Annotated in this window: 18 protein-coding genes; 4 read left to right on the forward strand and 14 right to left on the reverse strand. The window is 70.8% G+C overall.

Annotation, left to right across the window (positions count from 1 at the left end; all coding sequences use genetic code 11):
- Positions 1-77: 77 nt before the first annotated feature.
- From PCA76_RS11600 to PCA76_RS11620, 5 genes are all read right to left on the reverse strand, one after another.
- The gene (locus PCA76_RS11600; protein ID WP_272617439.1) at positions 78-797 is read right to left on the reverse strand and encodes a response regulator; all 720 of its coding nucleotides are present in this window, start codon (positions 795-797) and stop codon (positions 78-80) included.
- Positions 794-2131 (reverse strand): sensor histidine kinase, encoded by a 1338-nt coding sequence (locus PCA76_RS11605; protein WP_272617440.1) that lies wholly within the window; start codon positions 2129-2131, stop codon positions 794-796. The genes PCA76_RS11600 and PCA76_RS11605 overlap by 4 nt, the downstream gene beginning before the upstream one ends.
- Positions 2132-2259: 128 nt before the next feature.
- On the reverse strand, positions 2260-3207 hold the full coding sequence (locus tag PCA76_RS11610; RefSeq protein ID WP_272617442.1) for a permease prefix domain 1-containing protein: 948 nt from the start codon (positions 3205-3207) through the stop codon (positions 2260-2262).
- Positions 3204-3545, reverse strand: coding sequence for a PadR family transcriptional regulator (locus PCA76_RS11615; RefSeq protein ID WP_272617444.1), 342 nt, complete (start codon positions 3543-3545; stop codon positions 3204-3206). The genes PCA76_RS11610 and PCA76_RS11615 overlap by 4 nt, the downstream gene beginning before the upstream one ends.
- A 128-nt stretch (positions 3546-3673) precedes the next feature.
- Positions 3674-4279, reverse strand: coding sequence for a hypothetical protein (locus PCA76_RS11620; protein ID WP_272617446.1), 606 nt, complete (start codon positions 4277-4279; stop codon positions 3674-3676).
- 133 nt (positions 4280-4412) lie between these two features.
- On the opposite strand from PCA76_RS11620, the gene PCA76_RS11625 reads away from it, so the two are divergent.
- Entirely contained in the window at positions 4413-5807 is a 1395-nt protein-coding gene (locus PCA76_RS11625; RefSeq protein ID WP_272617448.1) for a serine/threonine-protein kinase, read from the forward strand.
- Between the two features lie 22 nt (positions 5808-5829).
- Here PCA76_RS11625 and PCA76_RS11630 read toward each other — a convergent pair whose 3' ends face one another.
- From PCA76_RS11630 to PCA76_RS11640, 3 genes are all read right to left on the reverse strand, one after another.
- Positions 5830-6018: a hypothetical protein gene (locus PCA76_RS11630; protein WP_272617451.1), complete on the reverse strand. Its 189-nt coding sequence runs from the start codon at positions 6016-6018 to the stop codon at positions 5830-5832.
- Between the two features lie 373 nt (positions 6019-6391).
- Positions 6392-6931, reverse strand: coding sequence for an RNA polymerase sigma factor (locus tag PCA76_RS11635; protein WP_272617453.1), 540 nt, complete (start codon positions 6929-6931; stop codon positions 6392-6394).
- A gap of 102 nt (positions 6932-7033) precedes the next feature.
- Positions 7034-7654, reverse strand: coding sequence for an L-threonylcarbamoyladenylate synthase (locus tag PCA76_RS11640; RefSeq protein WP_272617455.1), 621 nt, complete (start codon positions 7652-7654; stop codon positions 7034-7036).
- 147 nt (positions 7655-7801) lie between these two features.
- On the opposite strand from PCA76_RS11640, the gene dnaE reads away from it, so the two are divergent.
- Positions 7802-11332: a DNA polymerase III subunit alpha gene (dnaE, locus tag PCA76_RS11645; protein ID WP_272617457.1), complete on the forward strand. Its 3531-nt coding sequence runs from the start codon at positions 7802-7804 to the stop codon at positions 11330-11332.
- 55 nt (positions 11333-11387) lie between these two features.
- Here the strand turns inward: dnaE and abc-f are convergent, their stop codons facing one another.
- The 3 genes from abc-f to PCA76_RS11660 all read right to left on the reverse strand — a co-directional run bounded on the left by abc-f (position 11388) and on the right by PCA76_RS11660 (position 15694).
- Positions 11388-13025 (reverse strand): ribosomal protection-like ABC-F family protein, encoded by a 1638-nt coding sequence (gene abc-f, locus PCA76_RS11650; RefSeq protein WP_272617459.1) that lies wholly within the window; start codon positions 13023-13025, stop codon positions 11388-11390.
- Positions 13026-13415: 390 nt separating this feature from the next.
- Positions 13416-14111: a response regulator gene (locus PCA76_RS11655; RefSeq protein WP_272617461.1), complete on the reverse strand. Its 696-nt coding sequence runs from the start codon at positions 14109-14111 to the stop codon at positions 13416-13418.
- Positions 14108-15694, reverse strand: coding sequence for an ATP-binding protein (locus PCA76_RS11660; RefSeq protein ID WP_272617463.1), 1587 nt, complete (start codon positions 15692-15694; stop codon positions 14108-14110). The genes PCA76_RS11655 and PCA76_RS11660 overlap by 4 nt, the downstream gene beginning before the upstream one ends.
- 100 nt (positions 15695-15794) lie before the next feature.
- Between PCA76_RS11660 and PCA76_RS11665 the strand changes: the two genes are divergently transcribed.
- Positions 15795-17198, forward strand: coding sequence for a cation:dicarboxylate symporter family transporter (locus tag PCA76_RS11665; RefSeq protein WP_272617465.1), 1404 nt, complete (start codon positions 15795-15797; stop codon positions 17196-17198).
- Positions 17199-17366: 168 nt separating this feature from the next.
- Here the strand turns inward: PCA76_RS11665 and PCA76_RS11670 are convergent, their stop codons facing one another.
- The 3 genes from PCA76_RS11670 to PCA76_RS11680 all read right to left on the reverse strand — a co-directional run bounded on the left by PCA76_RS11670 (position 17367) and on the right by PCA76_RS11680 (position 19837).
- On the reverse strand, positions 17367-18239 hold the full coding sequence (locus PCA76_RS11670; protein ID WP_272617467.1) for a DUF4231 domain-containing protein: 873 nt from the start codon (positions 18237-18239) through the stop codon (positions 17367-17369).
- A 188-nt stretch (positions 18240-18427) separates the two neighbouring features.
- Positions 18428-19276, reverse strand: a complete 849-nt coding sequence (locus PCA76_RS11675; RefSeq protein WP_272617469.1) for a DUF4262 domain-containing protein — start codon at positions 19274-19276, stop codon at positions 18428-18430.
- Positions 19277-19285: 9 nt separating this feature from the next.
- On the reverse strand, positions 19286-19837 hold the full coding sequence (locus PCA76_RS11680) for a hypothetical protein (protein WP_272617471.1): 552 nt from the start codon (positions 19835-19837) through the stop codon (positions 19286-19288).
- A 257-nt stretch (positions 19838-20094) separates the two neighbouring features.
- Here PCA76_RS11680 and PCA76_RS11685 point away from each other — a divergent pair, with 257 nt between their 5' ends.
- A complete protein-coding gene (locus tag PCA76_RS11685) occupies positions 20095-22275 on the forward strand; it encodes a protein kinase domain-containing protein (protein WP_442930221.1) in 2181 nt (726 codons plus the stop codon).
- Positions 22276-22335 lie beyond the last annotated feature (60 nt).

Genomic DNA, 22335 nt, shown 5'->3' on the forward strand with positions numbered 1-22335 from the left:
CCACGCTAGATCGAACACGGCGCCCCGCCGTCCCCCCGGCGGCTGAGCGCGTGGGTCCACCTCGCGATGGATAGCGGTCACCCGCCGGGTCGGACCACCCCGTTCTCGTAGGCGAACACCACCGCCTGCACCCGGTCGCGCAGGCCGAGTTTGGCCAGCACCCGGCTCACGTGCGTCTTCACCGTCGCCTCGCCCAGGTGGATGGTCGCGGCGATCTCCGAGTTGCTCGAACCGGTGGCGAGCAGCACCAGCACCTCCCGTTCACGCGGGGTCAGCTCGGCCAGCGCGGCGTCGGCGTCCGGCCCACGGTGGGCGGTGCCCGCCGGGTCACCGGGGCGGGCGAACGTGGAGATCACTCGGCGGGTGATCTCCGGCGCGAGCAGACCGTCGCCCCTGGCCAGCACCCGGATCGCCTCGATCAGTTCCTCCGGCGTTCCGTTCTTGAGCAGGAAACCGCTCGCCCCGGCCCGCAGCGCGGCGAACAGGTAGTCGTCGCGGTCGAACGTCGTGAGGATCAGCACCGCGGGCGTGCCTGGTCCGTCGGCGGTGATCCGCCGGGTGGCCTCCAGACCGTCCATCCCGGGCATCTCCACGTCCATGAGTACGACGTCGGGGCGGGTGGCGCGGGTCATGGCAACGGCGCGTTCGCCGTCGGCGGCCTCGCCGACCACCTCGATGTCGTCCTCCACCTCGAGGATGACCCGGAAGCCGGTGCGGACGAGGTGCTGGTCGTCGGCGAGCAGCACCCGGACCCGCTGAGCCTCGCCCGGTGCCTCGTGAGCTGGTGCGGCGCTCATGCCGCGCGCTCCGCGCCGGCTGCCACCTGTTGTCCGTCGCTCGGCTCCCGCTGCGCGCCGACCGGCGGGTTCGGCGACGCCGCGAGTGGGAAGCGCGCGCGTACCCGCCAACCGCCGCCGGCACGCGGCCCGGCCTCCAGGTCGCCGTCGTGCGCGGTGACCCGTTCGCGCATCCCGATCAGACCCAGCCCGACGGCGTTGGCCTGGCCACCGGCCCGGCCGTCGTCGGTCACGTCGACCTCCATCTCGCGGGCCAGGTACCGGACCCGCACGTCCAGCAGATCCGCCCCGGCGTGCTTGAGGGTGTTGGTCACCGCTTCCTGCGTCACCCGGTAGGCCGCCTGGGAGACCGATTCGGGCAAGGCGACCGGTTCGCCGTACACCCCGAGTGTGGCCGTCAGTCCCGCGGCCCGGGCCCGCTCGACCAGCTCGCTGATCCGTTCGACGCCGCCGGCCGCTGGCGGCTCGGCGTCGGCCCCGGCGGAGGCCCGCAGCACCCCGAGCATCCGACGCAGCTCGTCGACGGCGGTGCGGGCGCTCTGCTCGATGGCGGTGAGTGCCGTGCGGGCCTTGCCCGGGTCGCGGTCGAACACCCGGCGGCAGGCGGACGCCTGCACGCCCATCACCGACACGTGGTGGGCGACCACGTCGTGCAGTTCCCGGGCGATCCGGACCCGTTCGCCGAGCACCGCCCGTTCCCGGGCCTCGGCCTGCGACCGGCGCAGGTCCTCGGCCTGGGTACGCAGCTCGTGCTCGCGCCGCGCGGCCACCCAGGCGGTCTCGCCGAAGAAGTACGCGAACCCGAAGACCAGCACGTTGAGAAGGACGCCGGTGACCATCGCGGCGAGCACCGGTGGCACCGGCCCGACCGCGTCGGCGAAGGCGCCGGGCGGGATGTGGTCGATCGTCACCGCGTAGTAGACCCCCAGCCAGGCGAACATCGTGGCGATCACGCCGATCCGCAGGCGGCGGGCCAGCTGATGGTCCTGCCCCCAGGCGCCCATCGTGTAGAGGGCGCAGAACAGGGCCCAGGAGGAGAACTGGGTTTCCGGTGCCGATCGTGCCTGCGCGGCGATGAACGCCACCGCGATGATCAGCAGGGTCGCGGCCGGCCAACGCCGCCGCCAGATCAGCGGCAGGGTCACCGCGACGGTCCAGAACAGCTGCTCCGGCCCGGACGGCGGTGGACCCAGCAGGAACGCCCCGGTGCTGCGGGCCAGGGTGAGGCTCACCAGCGCCAACCCGGTCATCCCCAGGCCGATCCAGAGGTCGTTCCGGCGCTGCTCCGTCGTCGGCCCCGGACGGCGCCAGTCCTCTCGCTGTGCCACGGTCATCCGGGAACGATGCCACGCCGGCCGCCACGGCCGCTCGCCGGGCGGCGCGGCGGTGACCTGGCCCGGTGGACGGGCGGCGGCCCGGCGCGGGGTCCGCGCCGGGCCGCCTGGTCGGCTGCTGCTCAGGCTCACGCCGCCTGACGGCGGGTCTTGGTGGCGGTGTCGATCAGTTCCCAGACCATGACCACGGCCGCGCCCACTGCGATGGCAGCTCCGAGTGTGTTCCGGTTGTCCCCTTCCGCCAGCCAGCTCAGCCGCTCGCCGAGGGCCGGGTTGAGCAGCCGGTCGGAGAGCACCAACCACACCAGCGGCACCGCGAACGCCAGGTTGAGAAGGGCCTTCACCCCGAACAGGTTCCAGGTCCAGCGCCCGATCCGGTACTTGACGATCTCGAACACCACCTCGGCCAGCAGCACCGCCATCAGCGCCGGCAGCCAGAACGACCACAGCGCCGGGTCGAGGATCGGGATGTTGCCGCCGTCGGTCTCGTGCACCCAGGACTGGTAGTGCTGGAAGGGCAGGTACCCGATGGTCAGCACCAGCATGGCCACCGACGCGATGGTGTCGGCGAGGGAGACATCCCGGTGCGCGGGGACGTCGGGCAGTTGGTCGACGGTCCATTCGGGCAGACCGGCCGTGGTCTGGGACCGGTCGATGAGGGCGAAGGTCAGGGTGAGCCAGAAGGCGATCTGCACGGCCACCTGCATGGCGACGACAATGGCTGGCCCGATGGCCCCGAACCCCTTGCCGTCCGCCACGTCGACCACCAGGACCACCGTGCCGACGATCGCCGGGATGAGGCTGAGCAGCAGCTTCAGCAGCCGCAGCCAGACCAGGTAGTAGGTCGGGCCGATGAGCTGCAGCCGGCGGTCGGCGTACCGGGCGGCCAGCAGGTCGGGGTTGCCCAGCTCGGTGAGCACCTCCCGCTCGGCGGCGGTGGCGTCCTGGCCGCCGCCGGTCCGGTCCTCGACCATGTCCTCGATCGAGGCGCGCAGCTCGGTGGCGATCTCGTCCCGGCGTGGGGAAGGCACCGAGCGCAGGGTGGCGGCGAGGTAGCGGTCGGTCAGGGTGTTCATCGGTCTTCTCCTTGAATCAGCCCGGTGATGGAGGTCTGCACGGCGGCGAGGTCGTCGAGGAGCCGGCTCAGCATCGACTCGCCCTCGTCGCTGGTCCGGTAGAACTTGCGCGGCCGGCTTTCCTCGGTGTTCCACTCGCTGGTCAGGAGGCCTTGGTCCTCCAGGCGACGCAGCAGCGGGTAGAGCGTGTTGGCGTCCACCGGAAAGCCGTGGTCGGTGAGCCGTTGCAGGAGTGCGTAGCCGTAGTTCGGCCGGCGGAGCGCGACCAGGCTGGCCACCACGACGGTGCCTCGACGCAACTCCTGTAGGTGCGTCCGTAGAACGTCCTCGCTAACCATGTGTCACACCATACTGTGTGCCACACAGTGTTGTCTACAACGACATCATCGTGCCGCTCACAGAACCACCCGCCGGGCAGCACGCGGGGCGCCCGAAACGGACCGGACGCCCCGACGTCTGACGCGGATCAGCAGGCCGGGCCCTGCCGGAAGTTCCGCTCGACGAAGCTGGCCGGCCCGACCTGGAAGTAGCCCACGCCCGGCCGGATCGGGTGCCCGGTGAACAACTCGACTCGCGAGCCGACCCGCACGAGGTACGCCCCCGCGTCCCCCGCGTCGTTGCGGATCAGCGAGCCCCGCCGGCCGTAGATCTCCTCCAGCTCAGCGAAGGACATGCCGACCGCCGCTCCGGCGGGGGAGCGGGGCGGCGCGGTGGCCGTACCCACCTCCACCAGCCGGCCGCCGCGGAAAGCCAGCACGAGCACACCAGCCCAGGAGCCGGTCGCGCCGGCGTGCACCACCCCGCCGCAGCCCGGCGCCACCCAGTCGATGTGCCCGGCCGCGGTGAGCGCCGCCAGGCTGACGCCGATCCGGTACGCCCCGGCGCCGCCGACGCTGAGCACCTGCGGGTGGCGGTGCCCGACGACTGTGGCGGTGGCGAGCGGGCCGTGGACCGAGGCTGGCGTGGCGCCGCCGGTCGGCGAAGCCGCCGAGGCCGGGCCGGCGCTGGTCACCGGGACGAGCGCGCTGAGCGCCAACGCGCCCGTGACGATGAGGATCGAGGGTCGCTTCATGGTGTCTCCTTCGGTGGTCGGTCTCCTGCCCTGTTAGTCACCGCGGCGGGGCCAACGGTTCGTCGGGTTTCCGATCGGGTCGGTCTACTGTGCAGTGGGAAGCCAACCGACGGCGCTGGCCGGGGGTGACGCGGTGACGGCTCCGCAGCGGATCGGGCCCTACGCCATCGAGCGACTGCTGGGCGTCGGCTCGTTCGCCACGGTCTGGCTGGGCTACGACCCGGTGCTCGACGCGTACGTGGCGATCAAGGTGCTGGCCGAGAACTGGAGCCACGACCTGCGGGTCCGGGAACGCTTCCGCGACGAGGCCCGGCTGCTGCGCAGGCTGGAGCACGAGCGGCTGGTCCGGGTGCACGGAGTCGGTGAGCTGCCCGACGGCCGGCCGTACGCGGTCCTGGCCTGGGCGGACGGGGGAAGCCTGCGGGACCGCCTGGCCGCCGGTGAGATCCCGGTGCCGACGGCGCTGCGGCTGCTCGGCGAGGTCTGCGCCGGGGTCGCCGTGCTGCATCGGCACGGCGTCGTGCACCGCGATCTCACGCCGGGCAACATCCTGTTCCGCTCCGCCGGCGCGAGCCCCGGCACCGAACGGGTGCTGATCGCCGACCTCGGCCTCGCCAAGGCGCTCGCCGCCGCCTCCGGCCTCACCGCCAGGGCGGGCACCCCCGGCTACATGGCACCGGAACAGGACGACCCGGGCGCGGTGATCGACACCCGTGCCGACGTGTACGGGCTCGGTCGGCTCGGAATCCGTCTGCTCGCCGCCGAACCCCTGCGCGTCGGGTCCGACCCGCCCCGACCGGCCGGCGCCCTCCGGCTGCGCGACGACGTACCGGTGCGGCTGGCGGCGGTGCTCATCCGGGCCACCGCCCACCAACCCGCCGACCGCTATCCGGACGCCGCCGCGCTGCACGCCGCGCTGGACCGGGCCACCAACCCCGTACGGCAGCCGCCGTCGCCCCGGTCGGCGGCCCGTCGCCCGTACCGGTTGCGGCTTGCCGGGGCGGCCGTCGTGGCCGTCGCCGTGCTGGGTGGCGCGGGCGCCGAGCCGGGCGGCACCGGGTCCGGACGGCCTGGCGGTGCCACGTACACCGCCGGGCCGCTCACCGTGACGTTGCCGGACGGCTGGTCGGCCACCGGTACGACGTGGGCCGGTCAGTACGGCGTCGACGGCGAAGCGGAACCCGCGCTGGTGATGTCGCCGCAGCCCCGCCGCTGGGCCGCCGACCCTCGGGTGCCCGGCGCGTTCGTCGGCTTCTCCACCACCACGGCGGCGCGCACCACGCCCGCCGGGTTCCTGGCCGAGCGCACACACGGGGACTGCGCGTCCGCGCCGGCCCGCACCACCCGGCAGTCGGGCGTCGAGTGGACCGTGGTGGCGTACCGCTGTGACCTGGGCCGGCCGCGGATCGTCGAGTCGGCCGGGCGGCATCCCGGCCGCGCCGCCCTGGTGTACGTGCAGGTCGTGCCACCGGCAGACAGTGGGCATGACTTCGTGGACACGCTGCTCGCCGGAGTGCGGGTGCGCTGACGGCCGTGTCGCCAGTCCCGGATCACGAATCGGTGGGCTGGCGGACCACCACCGTGATGGTGTGCTCCCGGTCCTGCTGCGGGATCGTGACGTCGACGGTGCCGGGGCGGACGAACCGGATGTCCACCACGCCGGCCTCGTACTGCTGCGAGACCAGCTCCGGGCGGTCCACGGTGACCAGGCCGGGGCCGATGCCCTGGATGCGCAGCACCGCGCCGGTGGCGAAGCACAGTGAGCGCAGCAGCTCAAGCTCGGTCTCGGCCAGCGGCAGGTCGTAGCGGACGGCGCCCTGGCAGCTCGTGGTCGGCCCGGCCGACGTGGGGGCCGGTCGTTGCGGCGTACCCCTGGCGCTGGTCCGTGCGGGCGGTGCCGCGATCGGACGCCCGCTGGTCGGCGGCGGTCGGGACGGCGACCCGGTGGGCGCGGGGATCGCGGAGGGGTTGGCGGCGGTCGGGACGGACCGGGCGGTTGCACGGGCAGCGGTGCGACCGGGTCGGCGCCGCAGGCCGCGACGGCCACGGCGGCCACGAGGGCGACGACACCGGCGACGAACCGGCGGATCGAGCGGCGTTGCGCGGCGGAGCTCATTCGGCGCCGAGTCGTTGCCGGACCTGCTGTCGGGCCAGGTGCAGCCGGGACTTCACCGTGCCCACCGGCACGTCGAGCAGTGCGGCGATCTCGGGATAGCTCAGCCCGAGGACGTCGCGCAGGGCCACCACCTCGGCGAGGTCGGGGCGGACGGCGTCGAAGGCGTCGAGCAGGTCGAGGCGGGTGCCCGCGACCACGCTGGTCCGCCGTGGGTCGGCCTGGTCGGGCAGCGGTACGCCACCGGCCTCCAGCCGCCAGCGGCGGCGCAGCGTGCGGTACGTCGAGCGGGCCCGGTTGGCGGTCAGCCGGTGCAGCCAGGTGCGGAACGAGGAGCGCCCCTCGAACCGGGTGATGCCGCCGGCCAGCGCGAGCAGCGTGTCCTGGCAGGCCTCCTCGGCGTCCTCCCGGCTGGGCAGGAACCGTGCGCACAGCCGCAGCACCTCGGGGCGTACCGCGAGCAGCAGAGCGTCCAGCGCGGCCGGGTCGCCGTGCGCGGCGGACCGGGCCAGGGCGTCGATGTCGTCCGCGTCGGGCATGCCGGATGTCCAATGCTCGCCGGTGCCGATCCCCGAGCGTACGACCGGCGACGCCGGTGCGGCCCCGTACGGTCCGGCACCCGACGCGAACCAGGCGGCGCGCTACTCGAAGCGGGACACGTCGCCGGCGCCCCGGCGCAGGATCTCCGGCTCGGGCCCGGACAGGTCGATCACGGTCGTCGGCTCCATGCCGCAGTCGCCGGCGTCGAGCACCGCGTCGAGCTGGTGGTCGAGTCGTTCCTTGATCTCCCAGCCCTGGGTCATCGGCTCGTCGTCGCCGGGCAGGACCAGGGTGCTCGACACCAGCGGCTCGCCCAGCTCGGCCAGCAGCGCCTGGGTGACGGTGTGGCGGGGTACGCGGACGCCGACGGTGCGCTTCTTCGGGTGCAGCATCCGGCGCGGCACCTCGCGGGTGGCCGGCAGGATGAAGGTGTAGCTGCCCGGGGTGGATGCCTTCACCAGGCGGAAGACCGCGTTGCTGATCTGGACGAACTGGCCGAGCTGCGCGAAGTCCCGGCAGACCAGCGTGAAGTGGTGCCGGTCGTCGAGGTGGCGGATCTGGCGGATCCGGTCCAGCCCATCCTGGTTGCCCAGCTGGATGCCGAGCGCGTAGCAGGAGTCCGTCGGGTAGGCGACCAGTCCACCACCTCGGATCAGGTCGGCGACCTGGCCGATGATCCGGGGCTGGGGGTTCTCCGGGTGCACGTCGTAGTACCTCGCCATCCTCCGAGCCTAGGCGCATCGTCCGGCGATCAGGAGACGAGGGCCACGGCCGTCGGCGCGGACGGTGGAGCCGCCGAGATCACCTCGGTAGGGTAGGTCCCGGTCGGCTCCGACCATCAAGATCCACACCGCCGGGGGGCGCCACGCATGGCCGATTCGTTCGCGCATCTGCACGTGCACACGGAGTATTCGATGCTCGACGGAGCGGCCCGCCTCAAGGACCTGTTCGCCGAGGCCAAGCGGCTCGGCATGTCCGCCGTGGCGATCACCGACCATGGCAACATGCACGGCGCGAACGACTTCTACAACCAGGCGATGGCCGCCGGGATCACGCCGATCCTGGGCGTCGAGGCGTACGTGGCACCGGAGTCGCGCTACCACAAGGCGCGGGTCAAGTGGGGTCGGCCGGAGCAGAAGAGCGACGACATCTCGGGTAACGGCGCGATCACCCACAAGACCATGTGGGCGAAGAACGCGCAGGGCCTGAAGAACCTGTTCACCCTCAACTCGCGCGCGTCCATGGAGGGGCACTACGTCAAGTGGCCCCGGATGGACATGGAGCTGATCGCCGAGCACGCCGAGGGCATCATGGCCACCACCGGCTGCCCGTCCGGTGCCGTGCAGACCCGGCTGCGGCTGGGCCAGTTCGACGAAGCCCTCAAGGTCGCCGCCAGCTACCAGGACATCTTCGGCAAGGACAACTACTTCCTGGAGATCATGGATCACGGCCTCTCCATCGAGAGCCGGGTCCGCGAGGGGCTCACCGAGATCGCCCGCAAGCTGGACATCCCGCCGGTGGTCACGAACGACTCGCACTACACCCACGAGGCGCAGGCCACCGCCCACGACGTGCTGCTCTGCGTGCAGACCGGCAGCAACATCGACGACCCCAACCGGTTCCGGTTCGAGGGCGGCGGCTACTTCATCAAGAGTGCCGACCAGATGCGCGCGGTGGACTCGTCGGAGCTGTGGCAGGAGGGTTGCCGCAACACCCTGCTGGTCGCCGAGAAGGTCGACCCGACCGGCATGTTCCAGTTCCACAACCTGATGCCGCGCTTCCCGGTGCCCGAGGGCGAGACCGAGGAGTCCTGGTTCCGCAAGGAGACCTTCGCCGGCCTGGCCCGCCGCTACCCGAACGGTATCCCGGAGGGGCACGTCGTCCAGGCGGAGTACGAGCTGGGCGTCATCAACCAGATGGGCTTCCCGTCGTACTTCCTCGTGGTCGCCGACTTCATCCGGTGGGCGAAGAACCAGGGCATCGCGGTGGGTCCGGGCCGTGGCTCGGCTGCCGGCTCTCTCGTCGCGTACGCGCTGGGCATCACCGACCTGGACCCGATCCAGCACGGCCTGATCTTCGAGCGGTTCCTCAACCCCGAGCGTGTCTCGATGCCGGATGTCGACATCGACTTCGACGAGCGTCGGCGCGGTGAGGTGATCAAGTACGTCACCGACAAGTGGGGTGAGGACAAGGTCGCCCAGATCGCCACCTTCGGCACGATCAAGGCGAAGGCCGCGATCAAGGACTCGGCCCGGGTCCTCGGCTTCCCGTACGCGGTCGGCGACCGGATCACCAAGGCGATGCCGCCGGCCGTGATGGGCAAGGACATCCCGCTCACCGGCATCTTCGACGCGAAGCACCCCCGCTACGCCGAGGCCGGCGAGATCCGCGGCCTGTACGACTCCGACCCGGACGTCCGCAAGGTGATCGACACCGCCAAGGGCATCGAGGGGCTGATCCGGCAGACCGGTGTGCACGCCGCCGGCGTCATCATGTCCGCCGAGCCGATCATCGAGCACATCCCGTTGTCGCGCCGCGACGCCGACGGGGCGATCATCACGCAGTTCGACTACCCGACCTGCGAGTCGCTCGGGCTGCTGAAGATGGACTTCCTCGGCCTGCGCAACCTGACGATCATCGACGACGCGGTCAAGAACATCGAGCTCAACCACGACAAGAAGCTCGACCTGTTGGCCCTGCCGCTGGACGACCCGGCCGCGTACGAGCTGCTGGCCCGCGGTGACACCCTGGGCGTGTTCCAGCTCGACGGCGGGCCGATGCGGTCGCTACTGCGGTTGATGAAGCCGGACAACTTCGAGGACATCTCGGCCGTCCTGGCCCTGTACCGGCCCGGCCCGATGGGCGTCGACTCGCACACCAACTACGCGCTGCGCAAGAACGGCCTCCAGGAGATCACGCCGATCCACCCGGAGCTGGAGGAGCCGCTGCGGGAGATCCTGGCGCCCACCCACGGCCTGATCGTCTACCAGGAGCAGGTGCAGCGCGCCGCGCAGATCCTCGCCGGCTACACCCTCGGTCAGGCGGACCTGCTGCGCCGGGCGATGGGTAAGAAGAAGAAGGAGATCCTCGACAAGGAGTTCATCCCGTTCCGGGACGGCTGCCGCGAGCGCGGCTACTCCGACGAGGCGATCCAGGCGGTGTGGGACGTCCTGGTGCCGTTCGCCGGGTACGCCTTCAACAAGGCGCACTCCGCCGCGTACGGCCTGGTCTCCTATTGGACCGCGTACCTGAAGGCGCACTACCCGGCCGAGTACATGGCCGGGCTGCTGACCTCCGTCGGTGACGACAAGGACAAGATGGCTCTCTATCTGTCCGAGTGTCGCCGGATGCGCATCCAGGTGCTGCCACCGGACGTGAACACCTCCGCCGGGCCGTTCACCCCGGTCGGCACGGACATCCGCTTCGGCCTGGCCGCGGTGCGCAACGTCGGCGCGAACGTGGTCGCCTCGATCATGCGGTGCCGCAACGAGAAGGGCGACTACGCCGACTTCTACGACTTCCTGTCCAAGGTGGACGCGGTGGTCTGCAACAAGAAGACGATCGAATCGCTGATCAAGGCGGGTGCGTTCGACTCGCTGGACCACCCCCGCAAGGGCCTGCTCGCGGTGCACGCCGACGCCATCGACGCGTACGCCGATGTGAAGCGCAAGGAGGCGGTCGGCCAGTACGACCTCTTCGGTGCCGGCTTCGGTGACGGCGACACCGGCAGCACGACGGTCATGCCGGTCATCGCGAGCAACGAGTGGGACAAGCGCGACAAGCTGGCCTTCGAACGCGAGATGCTCGGCCTGTACGTCTCCGACCACCCCCTGTTCGGCCTGGAGCACATCCTCGGCGCGGCGGCCGACACCACCATCGCATCCCTGGCCGAGGACGGCGCGGTGCCCGACGGGGCGATCGTCACCCTCGCCGGCATCCTCTCCGGGGTGCAGCGCCGGGTCACCAAACAGGGCCGCGCCTGGGCCTCGGCCACCCTGGAGGACCTGGCCGGTGGGGTGGAGACGCTGTTCTTCCCCAACACCTACGAGGTGATCGGGCAGTACATCGCCGAGGACGCCATCGTCGTGGTCAAGGGTCGCGTCGACCGCCGCGACGACACCCCACGGATCATGGCGATGGACATGTCCATGCCGGATGTCAGCACCAGCGCCAGCAACAAGCCGGTCACCCTCACCATCCCGGTGCACCGGTGCACCCCACCGTTGATGGAGAAGCTCAAGGAAACCCTGGTGCTGCACCCCGGCGACACCGAAGTGCACGTCAAACTGCAGAACGGCGGGCGTACCACCACCCTGCGGCTGGGCCCGTTCCGGGTGGCGGCGACCACCGCGCTGATGGGTGACCTGAAGAGCGTCCTCGGCCCGGCCAACGTGAGCTGACCGAGCCGCGGCCCGGTCGGCGTGCGTCCGACCGGGCCGCGGACGGCCGCCTGGCTCAGCCCCGGTCGGGGGCGCTGATCTCCCGCAGCTGGCCGTCGGCCAGCCGCAACCAGCGCTGCACGCCGATCTCGGCGAGGAACCGTTCGTCGTGGCTGACCACCACGAACGCTCCCTGGTACGCGCTCAGCGCGCTCTCCAACTGACCGACGCTGACCAGGTCCAGGTTGTTGGTCGGCTCGTCGAGCAGCAGCAGTTGCGGCGCCGGGTCGGCGCACAGCACGCAGGCGAGAGTGGCGCGCAGCCGCTCACCGCCGGAGAGCACCCCGACGGGCAGGTTCACCCGGGTGCCCCGGAACAGGAACCGGGCGAGCAGGTTCATCCGCTGCGCGTCTGACAGGCTCGGCGCGTACGCGGCGAAGTTCTCCGCCACCGTACGGTCGAGATCCAGCAGGTCCAGCCGCTGCGACAGGTACGCGATCCGACCGTCGGCCCGCTTCAGCTCGCCGCCGGACGGTTCCAGATCGCCCTCGACCAGGCGCAGCAGGGTCGACTTGCCGACTCCGTTCGCCCCGGTGAGCGCGATCCGCTCCGGCCCTCGGATCACCAGGTCGGCGCCGTCGCCGGCGAACAGATCCCGGTCGCCGAAGCGGACCCGCATCCCCTGCCCGGTGAAGACCGTACGGCCGCCTGGGACGGTGGTGTCCGGCAGTTCCACGTTGATCCGGTCCTCTTCGCGCAGCGCCCGGCCGGCCTCGTCGAGCCGGGTCTTGGCCTGGCCGAGCCGGGCCGAGTGCGTCTCGTGGGACTTTCCGGCGGCCTCCTGCGCATTGCGCTTCATGGTGCCGGCGAAGATCTTCGGCAGGCCGGCGTTCTTCAGGTTCCTGGAGGCGTTGCTGGCCCGCCGGTCAGCTCGCTCGCGGGCCTGCTGCATCTCCCGCTTCTCCCGCTTGACGTCCTGTTCGGCGTTGCGCAGGTTGCTCTCGGCCACCTCACGCGCCGCCTGCACCGCCTCGGTGTACGCGGTGAAGGTGCCCCCGTACCAGCGGATCTCGCCACGGTCCAGCTCGGCGATGCGGTCCATCCGGTCCAGCAGCTCCCGGTCGTGACTGACCAGGAGCAGGCAGCCAGCCCAGTCCGTCAGCACGTCATAGAGCTTGTGCCGGGCGGCCACGTCCAGGTTGTTGGTCGGCTCGTCGAGCAGCAGCACATCCGGGCGTCGGAGCAACTGCGCCGCCAGGCCGAGGGAGACCACCTGGCCGCCACTGAGGGTGTTGAGCCGCCGGTCGAGTACCAGGTCGCCCAGGCCGAGCCGGTCCAGCTCGGCGCGGGTGCGTTCCTCGATGTCCCAGTCGTCGCCAATCGTGGCGAAGTGCTCCTCGCTGGCGTCGCCGGCCTCGATCGCGTGCAGCGCCGCGATCCGCTCGGCGACGCCGAGCACCTCGGCCACCGTCAGCTCACCAGCCAGCGGCAGGGTCTGCGGGAGGTAACCGAGCAGGCCGTCGACGGTGACGCTGCCGCCGGTGGGCCGCAGCTCCCCGGCGATCAGCCGCAGCAGGGTGCTCTTGCCGGAGCCGTTGGGCGCGACCAGGCCGGTGCGGCCACCGGGGACGGAGAAGGACAGCTCCGCGAAGACCGGGGTGTCATCCGGCCATGAAAAGGACAGGTTCGAGCAGACAATGAACGCATCAGACATGCGAGTGACCTCAAAGGGTGGGGTGGGCGCGCCTAAGCCGCCCGACGACGGCGGGGACCGGTGGAACGACAACATGGCCACGGCGGCTGCGCTGCTGCGCGCCGAACCGATGGCCGAACACATCCGGTCTCACCCGGAGATGTCGTCGTCACCCGCCATGTCTGGTCTCCCTGGTCGTACCGCTAACCCAACTCGGCCAGTCTAACAACGGATCTTCGCCCCGCCAGCAGGTTCCCCGCCCCCGCCCCGCCCCGCCCCGCCCCGCCCCCGCCCCGCACGCGTCGATCATGGAGTTGTGGTGGGAGGAATGCCCCCTCGCACCCGATTCGTGAGGCACCACAACTCCATGATCGACGCGGGGGCGGGGCGGGGCGGGGCGGGGCGGGGGCTTTACCTGGGTTGGTACTCGACCTCGGGGCGGCCGGGGGTGCCGTAGCGAGGACTGCGCGCGGCCCGGTCGACGGTCACCAGGTACTCCAGGTAGCGGCGGGCGGTTACCCGGGAGGTGCCGGTCAGCGCGCTCACCTCGGTCGCGGACAGCCCCGGCTGCGCGCGGGTTCCGTCGGTGAGCGCGGCGCGTACCCGATCGAGGGTCTGCGCGTCGAGCCCCTTGGGCAGGCTGTGCCGGGCGGTGCCGCGCAGGGTGGCGAACATCTGGTCCACCTCGTGCTGGGCGGCCACCTCGCCGTCGGCGAGCGCCTGCGCGCGGTAGTCGGCGTACCGCTCCAGCTTGTCGCGGAACGCGGCGAACGTGAACGGCTTGAGCAGGTAGTGGGTCACCCCGAGGGACACCGCGGTGCGCACCACGGCCAGGTCCCGCGCGGACGTCACGGCGAGCACGTCGACGCTGCTGCCGGCCGCGCGCAGCGCCCGGCAGACGTCCAGGCCGTGCAGGTCGGGCAGCCGAAAATCGAGGAGTACGAGGTCGACGTCGCCGCCCTCGTTGGCGCGTAGGACCGCCATCGCCGCCCGCGCGGTGTGCGCCACCCCGACGACCACGAAACCGGGAACCCGCTCGGTGTACGCGCTGTGCGCCTCGGCCAGCAGCGGCTCGTCCTCGACGACCAGCACCCGGATGTCGGTCATGACCGCGCACCTCCGCCGGGCAGCCGGACGGTGAACAGGCTGCCGCCGTCATCCGAGCGGGCCACCTCGGAGCTGCCGCCGTGCCGGCGGACCACCTGCCCGACCAGCGCCAGGCCAAGTCCCCGGCCGGTGCTCTTGGTGGACCAGCCGCGCCGGAACGCGTCGGCCACCCGCTCTGGGGGCAGCCCGGGGCCGCTGTCGGCGACCCGTACGACCAACTCGTCGTCGACCGCGCCGACGAAGACCCGCACCCGGCGCGGCGCCGGCGTGCCGGCCACCGCCTCCAGGGCGTTGTCGACCAGGTTGCCGACCACGGTGAGCAGATCGCCGGTCGGTAGAGGGCTGTCGTCGAGGCGGCAGTCGGGCTCGATGACCAGATCCACCCCACGTTCGCCGGCCTGCGCGGACTTGCCGAGCAGCAGCGCGGCCAACGCTGGCTCGGTCACCGCGCCGACCACCCGGTCGGTCAGCTGCTGGGCGAGGACCAGGTCCCGGGTGCCGAGCCGGACGGCCTCGTCGGCACGGCCCAGCTCCACCAACGTCAACACGGTGTGCAGCCGGTTGGCCGACTCGTGGGTCTGCGCCTGCAACGCCTCGGTCAGCGCGCGCACCGAATCCAGTTCGCTGGCCAGGGCGCGTAGCTCGGTCTGGTCGCGCAGGGTCAGCACGGTCCCGAGCACGGCGCCCTCGAAGCGGGTGGTCCCCTGGTTGGCGACGAGCACCCGGTCACCGGCGAGGATGGGTTCGTCGCGGGCGTCACGCCCGGAGTGGAGCAGCTCGGCCACCGCGGGCGGCAGGTCGATCCCGGCCACCGGCTGGTCGATCACGGGCGCGTCCGCTTCGAGCCCCAGCAGACGGCGACCCTCGTCGTTGACCAACGCCATCCGCCGGTCGGTGGTCAGCACCACGAGACCTTCGCGCACCGAGTGCAGAACCGCGTCGTAGTACTCGTACATCCGGGTCATCTGCGCCGGCCCCAGACCGTGGGTCTGGCGGCGTAGCCGCCGGCTGAGCAGCCAGGAACCGGTCGCGGCGAGCGCGAGAGCCGGTGCGGCGACACCGAGGAGCACCGGCAACTGACCGAGCAGCTTACGGTCGATCGCGCGGGTGGTGATGCCCACCGAGACCAGGCCGACGATGCGCTCCTGCTCGTCGTACACCGGAACAACCGCGCGCACCGACTCGCCGAGCGTGCCGACGTTCGTGGTGGTGAACGGGCGGCCCGCCAAGGCGGGCTCGATCTCCCCGACGAACGGCTCGCCGATCCGCTCCTGGGTCGGGTGCGAGAAGCGGGTGCGGTCGGGGGCCATCACCACCACGAAGTTGGTGCCCGTCGCCAGTCGGGTCGATTCGGCGTACGGCTGGAGGACGCTGGCCGGATCGGCGGTCGTGAGGGCCGCGCGGACGTCGGGGGAGCGGGCCACGGTCTGCGCCACCGCGAGCACCTCCTCCTGCGCGGCCTGACGGGAGTCGCTCCGGGCCAACCAGACGGCGCCCGCCGCGCCGGCCAGCACGAGCAGCGTCACCACCATCGCCTGGAGGGCGAAGAGTTGCCCCGCGATGCTCCACTGGCGTCGGGCCACCTCCACCACCTCCTCGTCGCGTCGCCGCTGTTGGTGCTTCCGCGGTGAACAGAATGACCGCAAGGCTGTCAACGGGTGAGACGCGCTTCACATTGTCGACATGGACACCACCGCATCCACCACCACAGCGGCGCCGTCGGTCCGCCGGGACCGTACCCGTTACCTCTACCTGGCCGTCATCGTGGCCGTGCTCGCCGGCATCGTGGTCGGCCTGGTCGCCCCCGATTTCGGCAAGGAACTCAAGCCGATCGGCACCGGCTTCGTCAACCTGATCAAGATGATGATCAGTCCGGTCATCTTCTGCACCATCGTGCTGGGCGTCGGTTCCGTCCGGCAGGCCGCGAAGGTCGGCAAGGTCGGCGGCCTCGCGCTCGGCTACTTCATCACCATGTCGACCGTGGCGCTCGCCATCGGCCTGGTGGTCGGCAACATCGTCCACCCCGGCTCCGGCCTCAACCTCGGCCAGGACCTCGCCGGGGCGGGCAAGGCAGCCGCTGGCGACGAGGCCGCCGGTACGGCGGACTTCCTGCTCGGGATCATCCCGACCACGCTGGTCTCCGCGCTGACCGAAGGGAAGGTGCTCCAGACGCTGCTGGTCGCCCTGCTGGTCGGCTTCGCCGTCCAGGCCATGGGTCGGCGCGGTGAGCCGGTGCTCAGCGCCATCACCGTCATCCAGCGGGTGGTGTTCAAGGTCCTGGCCATGATCATGTGGTTGGCGCCGATCGGCGCGTTCGGTGCCATGGCCGCCGTGGTCGGCGCGACCGGCGTGGACGCGCTCAAGAGCCTCGCCCAGATCATGCTGGGCTTCTACGCGACCTGCCTGATCTTCGTGCTGGTGTTCCTGGGCGCGTTGCTCTGGTTCGTGGCGCGGATTTCGATCTTCTCGCTGCTGCGCTACCTCGGCCGGGAGTTCCTGCTGATCCTGTCGACCTCGTCGTCGGAGTCGGCGCTGCCGCGGCTCATCGCGAAGATGGAGCACTTCGGGGTGAGCAAGCCGGTCGTCGGCATCACGGTGCCGACCGGGTACTCGTTCAACCTCGACGGCACGGCGATCTACCTTACGATGGCGTCGCTGTTCATCGCCGACGCGCTGGGCAAGCCGCTCTCGATCGGCGAGCAGATCTCGCTGCTGCTATTCATGATCATCGCTTCGAAGGGTGCCGCCGGGGTCACCGGCGCCGGGCTGGCGACCCTGGCCGGTGGCCTTCAGTCGCACCGCCCGGATCTCGTCGACGGGGTGGGTCTGATCGTCGGCATCGACCGGTTCATGTCCGAGGCTCGGGCGCTGACCAACTTCGCGGGTAACGCGGTGGCGACCGTGCTCGTGGGCACCTGGACCGGCGAGTTCGACCGGGACCGCGCGGTCGGGGTGCTGAAGGGCGACGACCCGTTCGACGAGGCCACGATGCTCGACGAGCACGACGACGACGACGAGGACGAGGACGAGTCGGCGGCGCGGCGGTCCGACGAGAAGGCGGTCGCGCCGGCGGGAGCGCCTGCCTGAAGCCGCAGCCGGGGTCGCGGTGGCCGAGTGCCAGCGCGACCCCGGGGTGGTAGGAACGCCGGCACGCGCAGCAGTGATCCCCTCCGTTTCCCGAAAATCGGGGCATCCGGGCGGCCCGGACACCGCGATATCCCTAAAACCGAGTCGATCTTTCGGGCGGCAGCATCTTCAGCGTCGGCGTGCTCGCCACATCGTGTGCTCTCTCGAAATCGCCGTCTCCGTGTCACTGACGAACTGCGACAGTTGCGTCTCCGAGTTGATTCGTGTGGCGAGCGACCCCATGGCCGCAAGCTCCTGACTCGCCAGGGCGTAGGCGGTCGCTACCGCACCGTGTTGCCGTGTCTGCGTCCATGCCGCACCGGCCGCGATTGCCGCTGCGGCTACTCCGAGCAGGTCGACGTCGGTCAGCCCAGCAGCCCTCGACACTGCCAGGGTCACCGCCAGTAGTTCCAGGACGAGCATGCTGACCGACCAGCGTGTCGCTCGCGCTCGATTGGACAGCGATCGCTCGGCGTACCAGGCCCGCTGGGCCTCGAGACGGCCGGTCAGGTACGCGGCTCGGCGGTCCTCAAGGGAGGCCGCGCGCAATGTCCGCATTCCTTCGGTGATCTGCTGGCCAGAAACCGCGGGGGCGGCCAGCCCGGCAGACGACATGTCGGTGGTCAGGCCCAACAGTCGGCCGGTGAATTCCTCGACACATTCCGAGTCGTCTCGCGACCGGGGAAAGGGATCTGCCGCTATCGCGAATCGCCACGTCAGCGATTTGATGGATTCGGACAGGGCTCTTCCGACATACCAGCGCTCGTTCGGGCGATTGGTGAGGAGGAAGACCTCGACGATCGAGGTGGCGGCGAAAGCACCCGCCGCCAGCGCCGGACCCAGCGCGAAGTCGTCAAGCTTCCAGGTGGCGATTCCCGCGACCGCGCCTAGCAGGAGCAGCGACAGCCGCAGCGCGATCAGGGTCGCGAACACCCGCTGCCCGCGCTGCGACTCGTAGGACACGGCCCGCTGAAACGGCGGAAAGTCCTCGGCGTTCAGCATGGCGTTGACCTCTCAACGGAAATATTCACCGTGTCGGCGTCGTCGGCGATGACGGCTCGCCCGGGCCGGTGAGCTAGTCGGTACGCAGGCTGTAGACAGTAGACGGTGGTGCCCACCAGGGCCGCCCTGAGATAGAAATCCGTCGAGAAGTGGATCGCAGACCGGCGATGACGGCCCATCCGGCGTACCTAGCTCGGGTTGACGTTCTTCCACGCCCGCGTGCTGTCACGCCTGAGTCCTCGTGACAGCGGCGACCGGCTCCAGCTCTGGTCCGCGTCGAGGGCTGCGACCTGGCCGTCGGCCAGGTCGGCGCAGCCAGTGAGGTGGGGATGACATTGAACGAGCGCTCCGAGGAAGGCCAGGCAGATGTCGTCCGCCTGGTATCCGCGCTCGTCCAGCACGTCATAGCCTCCCTCGTCCCTGACTACGCGAGCGATGGGGCGAGCGCCGGTGGCGACGGCGCGGGTGGTCAGGGCCCACGAGTCCGGGCCCGCATCGAACGGGAAGCCTGGTTCCAGTTCGCCGACCAGGCGCCAAGCACCCGCAGGGTGCTCACTAACCGGAAGCCAGGAGTTGGCTTGCCGGTTGCGGCTGCTCTGCGTGGCTTCCTCATCCCAAGGCCATAGGCCGTTGCGGTCCGGCCACACCAGCTGCTGGAACGGCACCGCGGAATCGCGATAGAAGCGGTGGACCGTGCCGAAGAGGGCGTCATGCCAGGACGGGTCCACCGGTCGAAGCTGGGTGGCGAAGCCGTCGATCACCCCGTTGAAAGGCGTGTTCTCGCCGGGCCAGTCATGCTCGCGAGCGTGCTCGACGTAGGCGTTGAGCCAGTGCTGCATGCCCTCGCCGTCAAGCCCGAACATCACCACCTCAGGGCGACGGAACGTGTGCCACAAGCCGACCGTGTAGGCGAAGTCGATCCCTCCGGCTACCCGCAGTACCGACCAACCGTGTCGACGCACCATCTCGACGATGCCGCTGTCCCGGGTCGGAGCACCTTCGCCGCAGATCAGACACGAGCATCCCTCAATCGCCACTGGCCGACCTTAGCGAGTGGTCGTGGCGGTCCTCGAAGCGGTGGGCTTGTCGCAGGTAACGCCGATGCCGAGGTTGACGCGGCTCTCCCCGCCGTTGGACCGCACAATGAGCGGTACGCACGCGGCACGCGCCACCCAGGTGCCACCGACGAAGGCCATCCATTGCGCTTGCCCATCGTCCGGCGCGCAGGCGTGCAGGGTGGTGGTCGCCGCTGGCGTGCTGGGAGCACCCCATCCGATCCGGGCCTTGTCCTCCCATCCGGGTGCCACCTGAAGGTCAACGACCGCGCCTGCGCGTACGACCAGACCCCATTTGGCGAATAGCCGAGCCGCTGGTTCAGCCTCGCCGGATTCCTCCACGGGCCGCACCGTGTGGTCAGGCACCGCCACGTCTTCTCCGACCAGCCGATAACCGTCCGGTAGTGCCGGCATCGCCGCTACCGATGTCGTACATGGCGGCCCGTCGCCGCTCGCGGGTGTCGACGACGCTGCGCCGTCGACAGGCGGTGTGGTGGGTTGGTGCGACTCGCTTGCGGGCGTGCAGGCGGTCAGCACCGCCACCAGGCACGGGATGCCCCATCCCGTAATCGGCCCGGGCCGGGTCGCCGCAGAATTCGAATTCACTCGATATTCATAGCACGATGCCGATATGCGTGTTGGTAACATCGCGTTGGGCGACAGCGGTCGTGCCAATAATGGAGCTATGTCGAAATGAACGATCGGTCAGCAGTCGATCTTGCATGTGACATATCCAACTGTCGCTTTTCCATCTGCCCGAAAAAATTGGGCACGTAAACTTCGCCGGGTACCTTCCTGTCGTGCCAGACGCCTCTCGACAGTTGATTGCCGATCGCTATCGGCTGGTCCGCCCGCTCGGCCAGGGTGGGATGGGCCGCGTGTGGCAGGCCCGTGACGAGATGCTGCAGCGCGACGTGGCCATCAAGGAGTTGGTGGCACCGCCCGGCCTGCGTGACGACGAACGCCGGGAGATGCGCGAACGGTCCATGCGCGAGGCGCGGGCCGTCGCCCGCCTGGGTCACGTCAACGTGGTACGCGTCTTCGACGTGCTGCACTCGGCCGACGACCCCTGGATCGTGATGGAGCTCGTCCCGTCCCGGTCCCTGCACCAGGTGCTCGAAGCCGAGGGGCCGATGCCGGCGGCGCGCGCCGCGTACATCGGGCTCGGCGTGCTGGGCGCGCTACGGGCCGCACACCAGGCCGGCGTGCTGCATCGGGACGTCAAGCCGGCCAACGTGCTGCTCGCCGACGACGGCAGGGTGGTGCTGACCGATTTTGGTCTGGCCACCCTCCCCGGCGACCCACGCATGACCCAGACCGGGATGGTGCTCGGCTCGCCGGCGTTCCTCGCGCCGGAGCGGGCCACCGACGGCGACGTCGGCCCGGCCGCCGACCTCTGGTCGCTCGGCGCCACCCTCTACGCGGCGGTCGAGGGACGCACCCCGTACCACCGCTCGTCTCCGATCGCCACGCTGGCGGCGCTCGCCACCGAGCCGCCACCGCCGGCGCAGCGAGCCGGTCGGTTGACCCCGCTCCTCGAAGGACTGCTGCGCCGGGAACCAGGCCAGCGGATCAGCGCCGAGGAGGCGGATCGACTCCTGCGCCAGGCCGCCACCCCGGACGAGCCAGTCGCCCAGGCGAGCATCACCGGTGGCGGGCCGGTAACCCCGATCAACACGACCGGCGACGGGCCGGTCGCCCGGATCAACACCACCGGCGAGGTACCCCGTCCGAAGATCGTGCCCGAGTTCGTCGCCGCCGAGTCCGGTCCGCCGGCGTCGCCGGTTGTCCCCGCCGCGCCGGTGCCCGGGCCGGGCCGCAAGCATCGGGCTCGGCTGATCGGGTCGATCGCCGCCGCGGCGCTGCTGGTCGTCCTGCTGGTGACCGCGTCCCTGCTGAACGGCCGGCTGTTCGGCGGTGCGAGTGACGGCGGAGTGGCGGCGCCAGCCGCGAACCCGTCGCCGATCGCCGAGACGCCGGTGTCCCGGGTGCTGCCACCGGCGCCCGCCGGGTGGCGCTACTACCGCGACGATCCCCGTTTCCTCGTACCGGTGCCGGACGGCTGGCGGGTGCGGCGCGACGGTGAGCGGGCCGAGTTCCGGGAGCCGGACGGCAGCCGGGTGCTCGTCGTCGACGAACTCCGGTCCGTCCCCGCGGACCCGGTCGCCGAGCTGCGGGCGCGGGAGGCGGCGGAACGCAAGCGGTACGCCGACTACCGGCAGGTCCGGCTCGCCGCACTGCGCTACCAGGTGCGGGCCGCCGAATGGGAGTGGACCTACACCGACGAGGACGGCACGCCGCTGCACATGGTGAGCCGCGCGTTCGTTGGTCACAACGGGCACGCGTACTCGATCGGCTGGACCACCTCGGCCGCCGAATGGTCGGCGAGCGCGGGTGTCTTCGCGCTGATCACGGATGGTTTCCAGGGCTTGCCGGTCGCGGGCGGCCCGCCGTCCAGACCTGCCGGCCCGCCGCCGTCCGCAGGCACGGGGCAGCCGACATCGGGGACGGGCAACGGTGCGACGACCGATCCGGGGAATCCAGGGCAGCAACCGTCGGCTCCGCCGCCGCCCTCACCGACGCAGAGCAACGCGCCCGCCGGCAAGCAGATCCTCGGCTTCGCCAGTGACCGTTGCATCGACATTCCGGATGGCAACGCCACCGCTGGTGCGCGACTGCAGATCTGGGACTGTCGTCGGACCGCCAAGCAGCTGTGGACCTTCCCCGCGGACGGCACGGTCCGCTCGATGGGCAAGTGCCTGGATGTCGCCGGCCACTCCACCGAAGATGGGGCCGCTGTCCAACTGGCCGACTGCTCCGGCGCGGGGTCGCAGAAGTTCACCCTCAACAAGGCCTACGACCTGGTGAACACCAAGGCGGACAGGTGCGTCGACGTGCTCGACGCCAACCCGGACAACGGCGCCCGGTTGCAGATCTGGCAGTGCAACGGGAATGCCAACCAGAAGTGGCGGGCCACCTGAGCGCTGACTGCGAGCCCTTCGATGGTTACGGTCGTGGATGCCGAGGTTTCCCGACCGCAC

Origin of the sequence: Micromonospora sp. LH3U1, assembly GCF_028475105.1 — a bacterium.
Lineage (GTDB): Bacteria > Actinomycetota > Actinomycetes > Mycobacteriales > Micromonosporaceae > Micromonospora.

Excerpts from the sequence above, each read along its gene's own strand:
- PCA76_RS11665 (WP_272617465.1), top strand. The coding sequence starts at position 15,795 with ATGGACACCACCGCATCCACCACCACAGCGGCGCCGTCGGTCCGCCGG.
- dnaE (WP_272617457.1), top strand. The coding sequence starts at position 7,802 with ATGGCCGATTCGTTCGCGCATCTGCACGTGCACACGGAGTATTCGATG.
- PCA76_RS11615 (WP_272617444.1), bottom strand. The coding sequence starts at position 3,545 with ATGGTTAGCGAGGACGTTCTACGGACGCACCTACAGGAGTTGCGTCGA.
- PCA76_RS11605 (WP_272617440.1), bottom strand. The coding sequence starts at position 2,131 with ATGACCGTGGCACAGCGAGAGGACTGGCGCCGTCCGGGGCCGACGACG.
- PCA76_RS11640 (WP_272617455.1), bottom strand. The coding sequence starts at position 7,654 with ATGGCGAGGTACTACGACGTGCACCCGGAGAACCCCCAGCCCCGGATC.
- PCA76_RS11670 (WP_272617467.1), bottom strand. The coding sequence starts at position 18,239 with ATGCTGAACGCCGAGGACTTTCCGCCGTTTCAGCGGGCCGTGTCCTAC.
- PCA76_RS11655 (WP_272617461.1), bottom strand. The coding sequence starts at position 14,111 with ATGACCGACATCCGGGTGCTGGTCGTCGAGGACGAGCCGCTGCTGGCC.
- abc-f (WP_272617459.1), bottom strand. The coding sequence starts at position 13,025 with ATGTCTGATGCGTTCATTGTCTGCTCGAACCTGTCCTTTTCATGGCCG.
- PCA76_RS11620 (WP_272617446.1), bottom strand. The coding sequence starts at position 4,279 with ATGAAGCGACCCTCGATCCTCATCGTCACGGGCGCGTTGGCGCTCAGC.
- PCA76_RS11610 (WP_272617442.1), bottom strand. The coding sequence starts at position 3,207 with ATGAACACCCTGACCGACCGCTACCTCGCCGCCACCCTGCGCTCGGTG.
- PCA76_RS11600 (WP_272617439.1), bottom strand. The coding sequence starts at position 797 with ATGAGCGCCGCACCAGCTCACGAGGCACCGGGCGAGGCTCAGCGGGTC.
- PCA76_RS11635 (WP_272617453.1), bottom strand. The coding sequence starts at position 6,931 with ATGCCCGACGCGGACGACATCGACGCCCTGGCCCGGTCCGCCGCGCAC.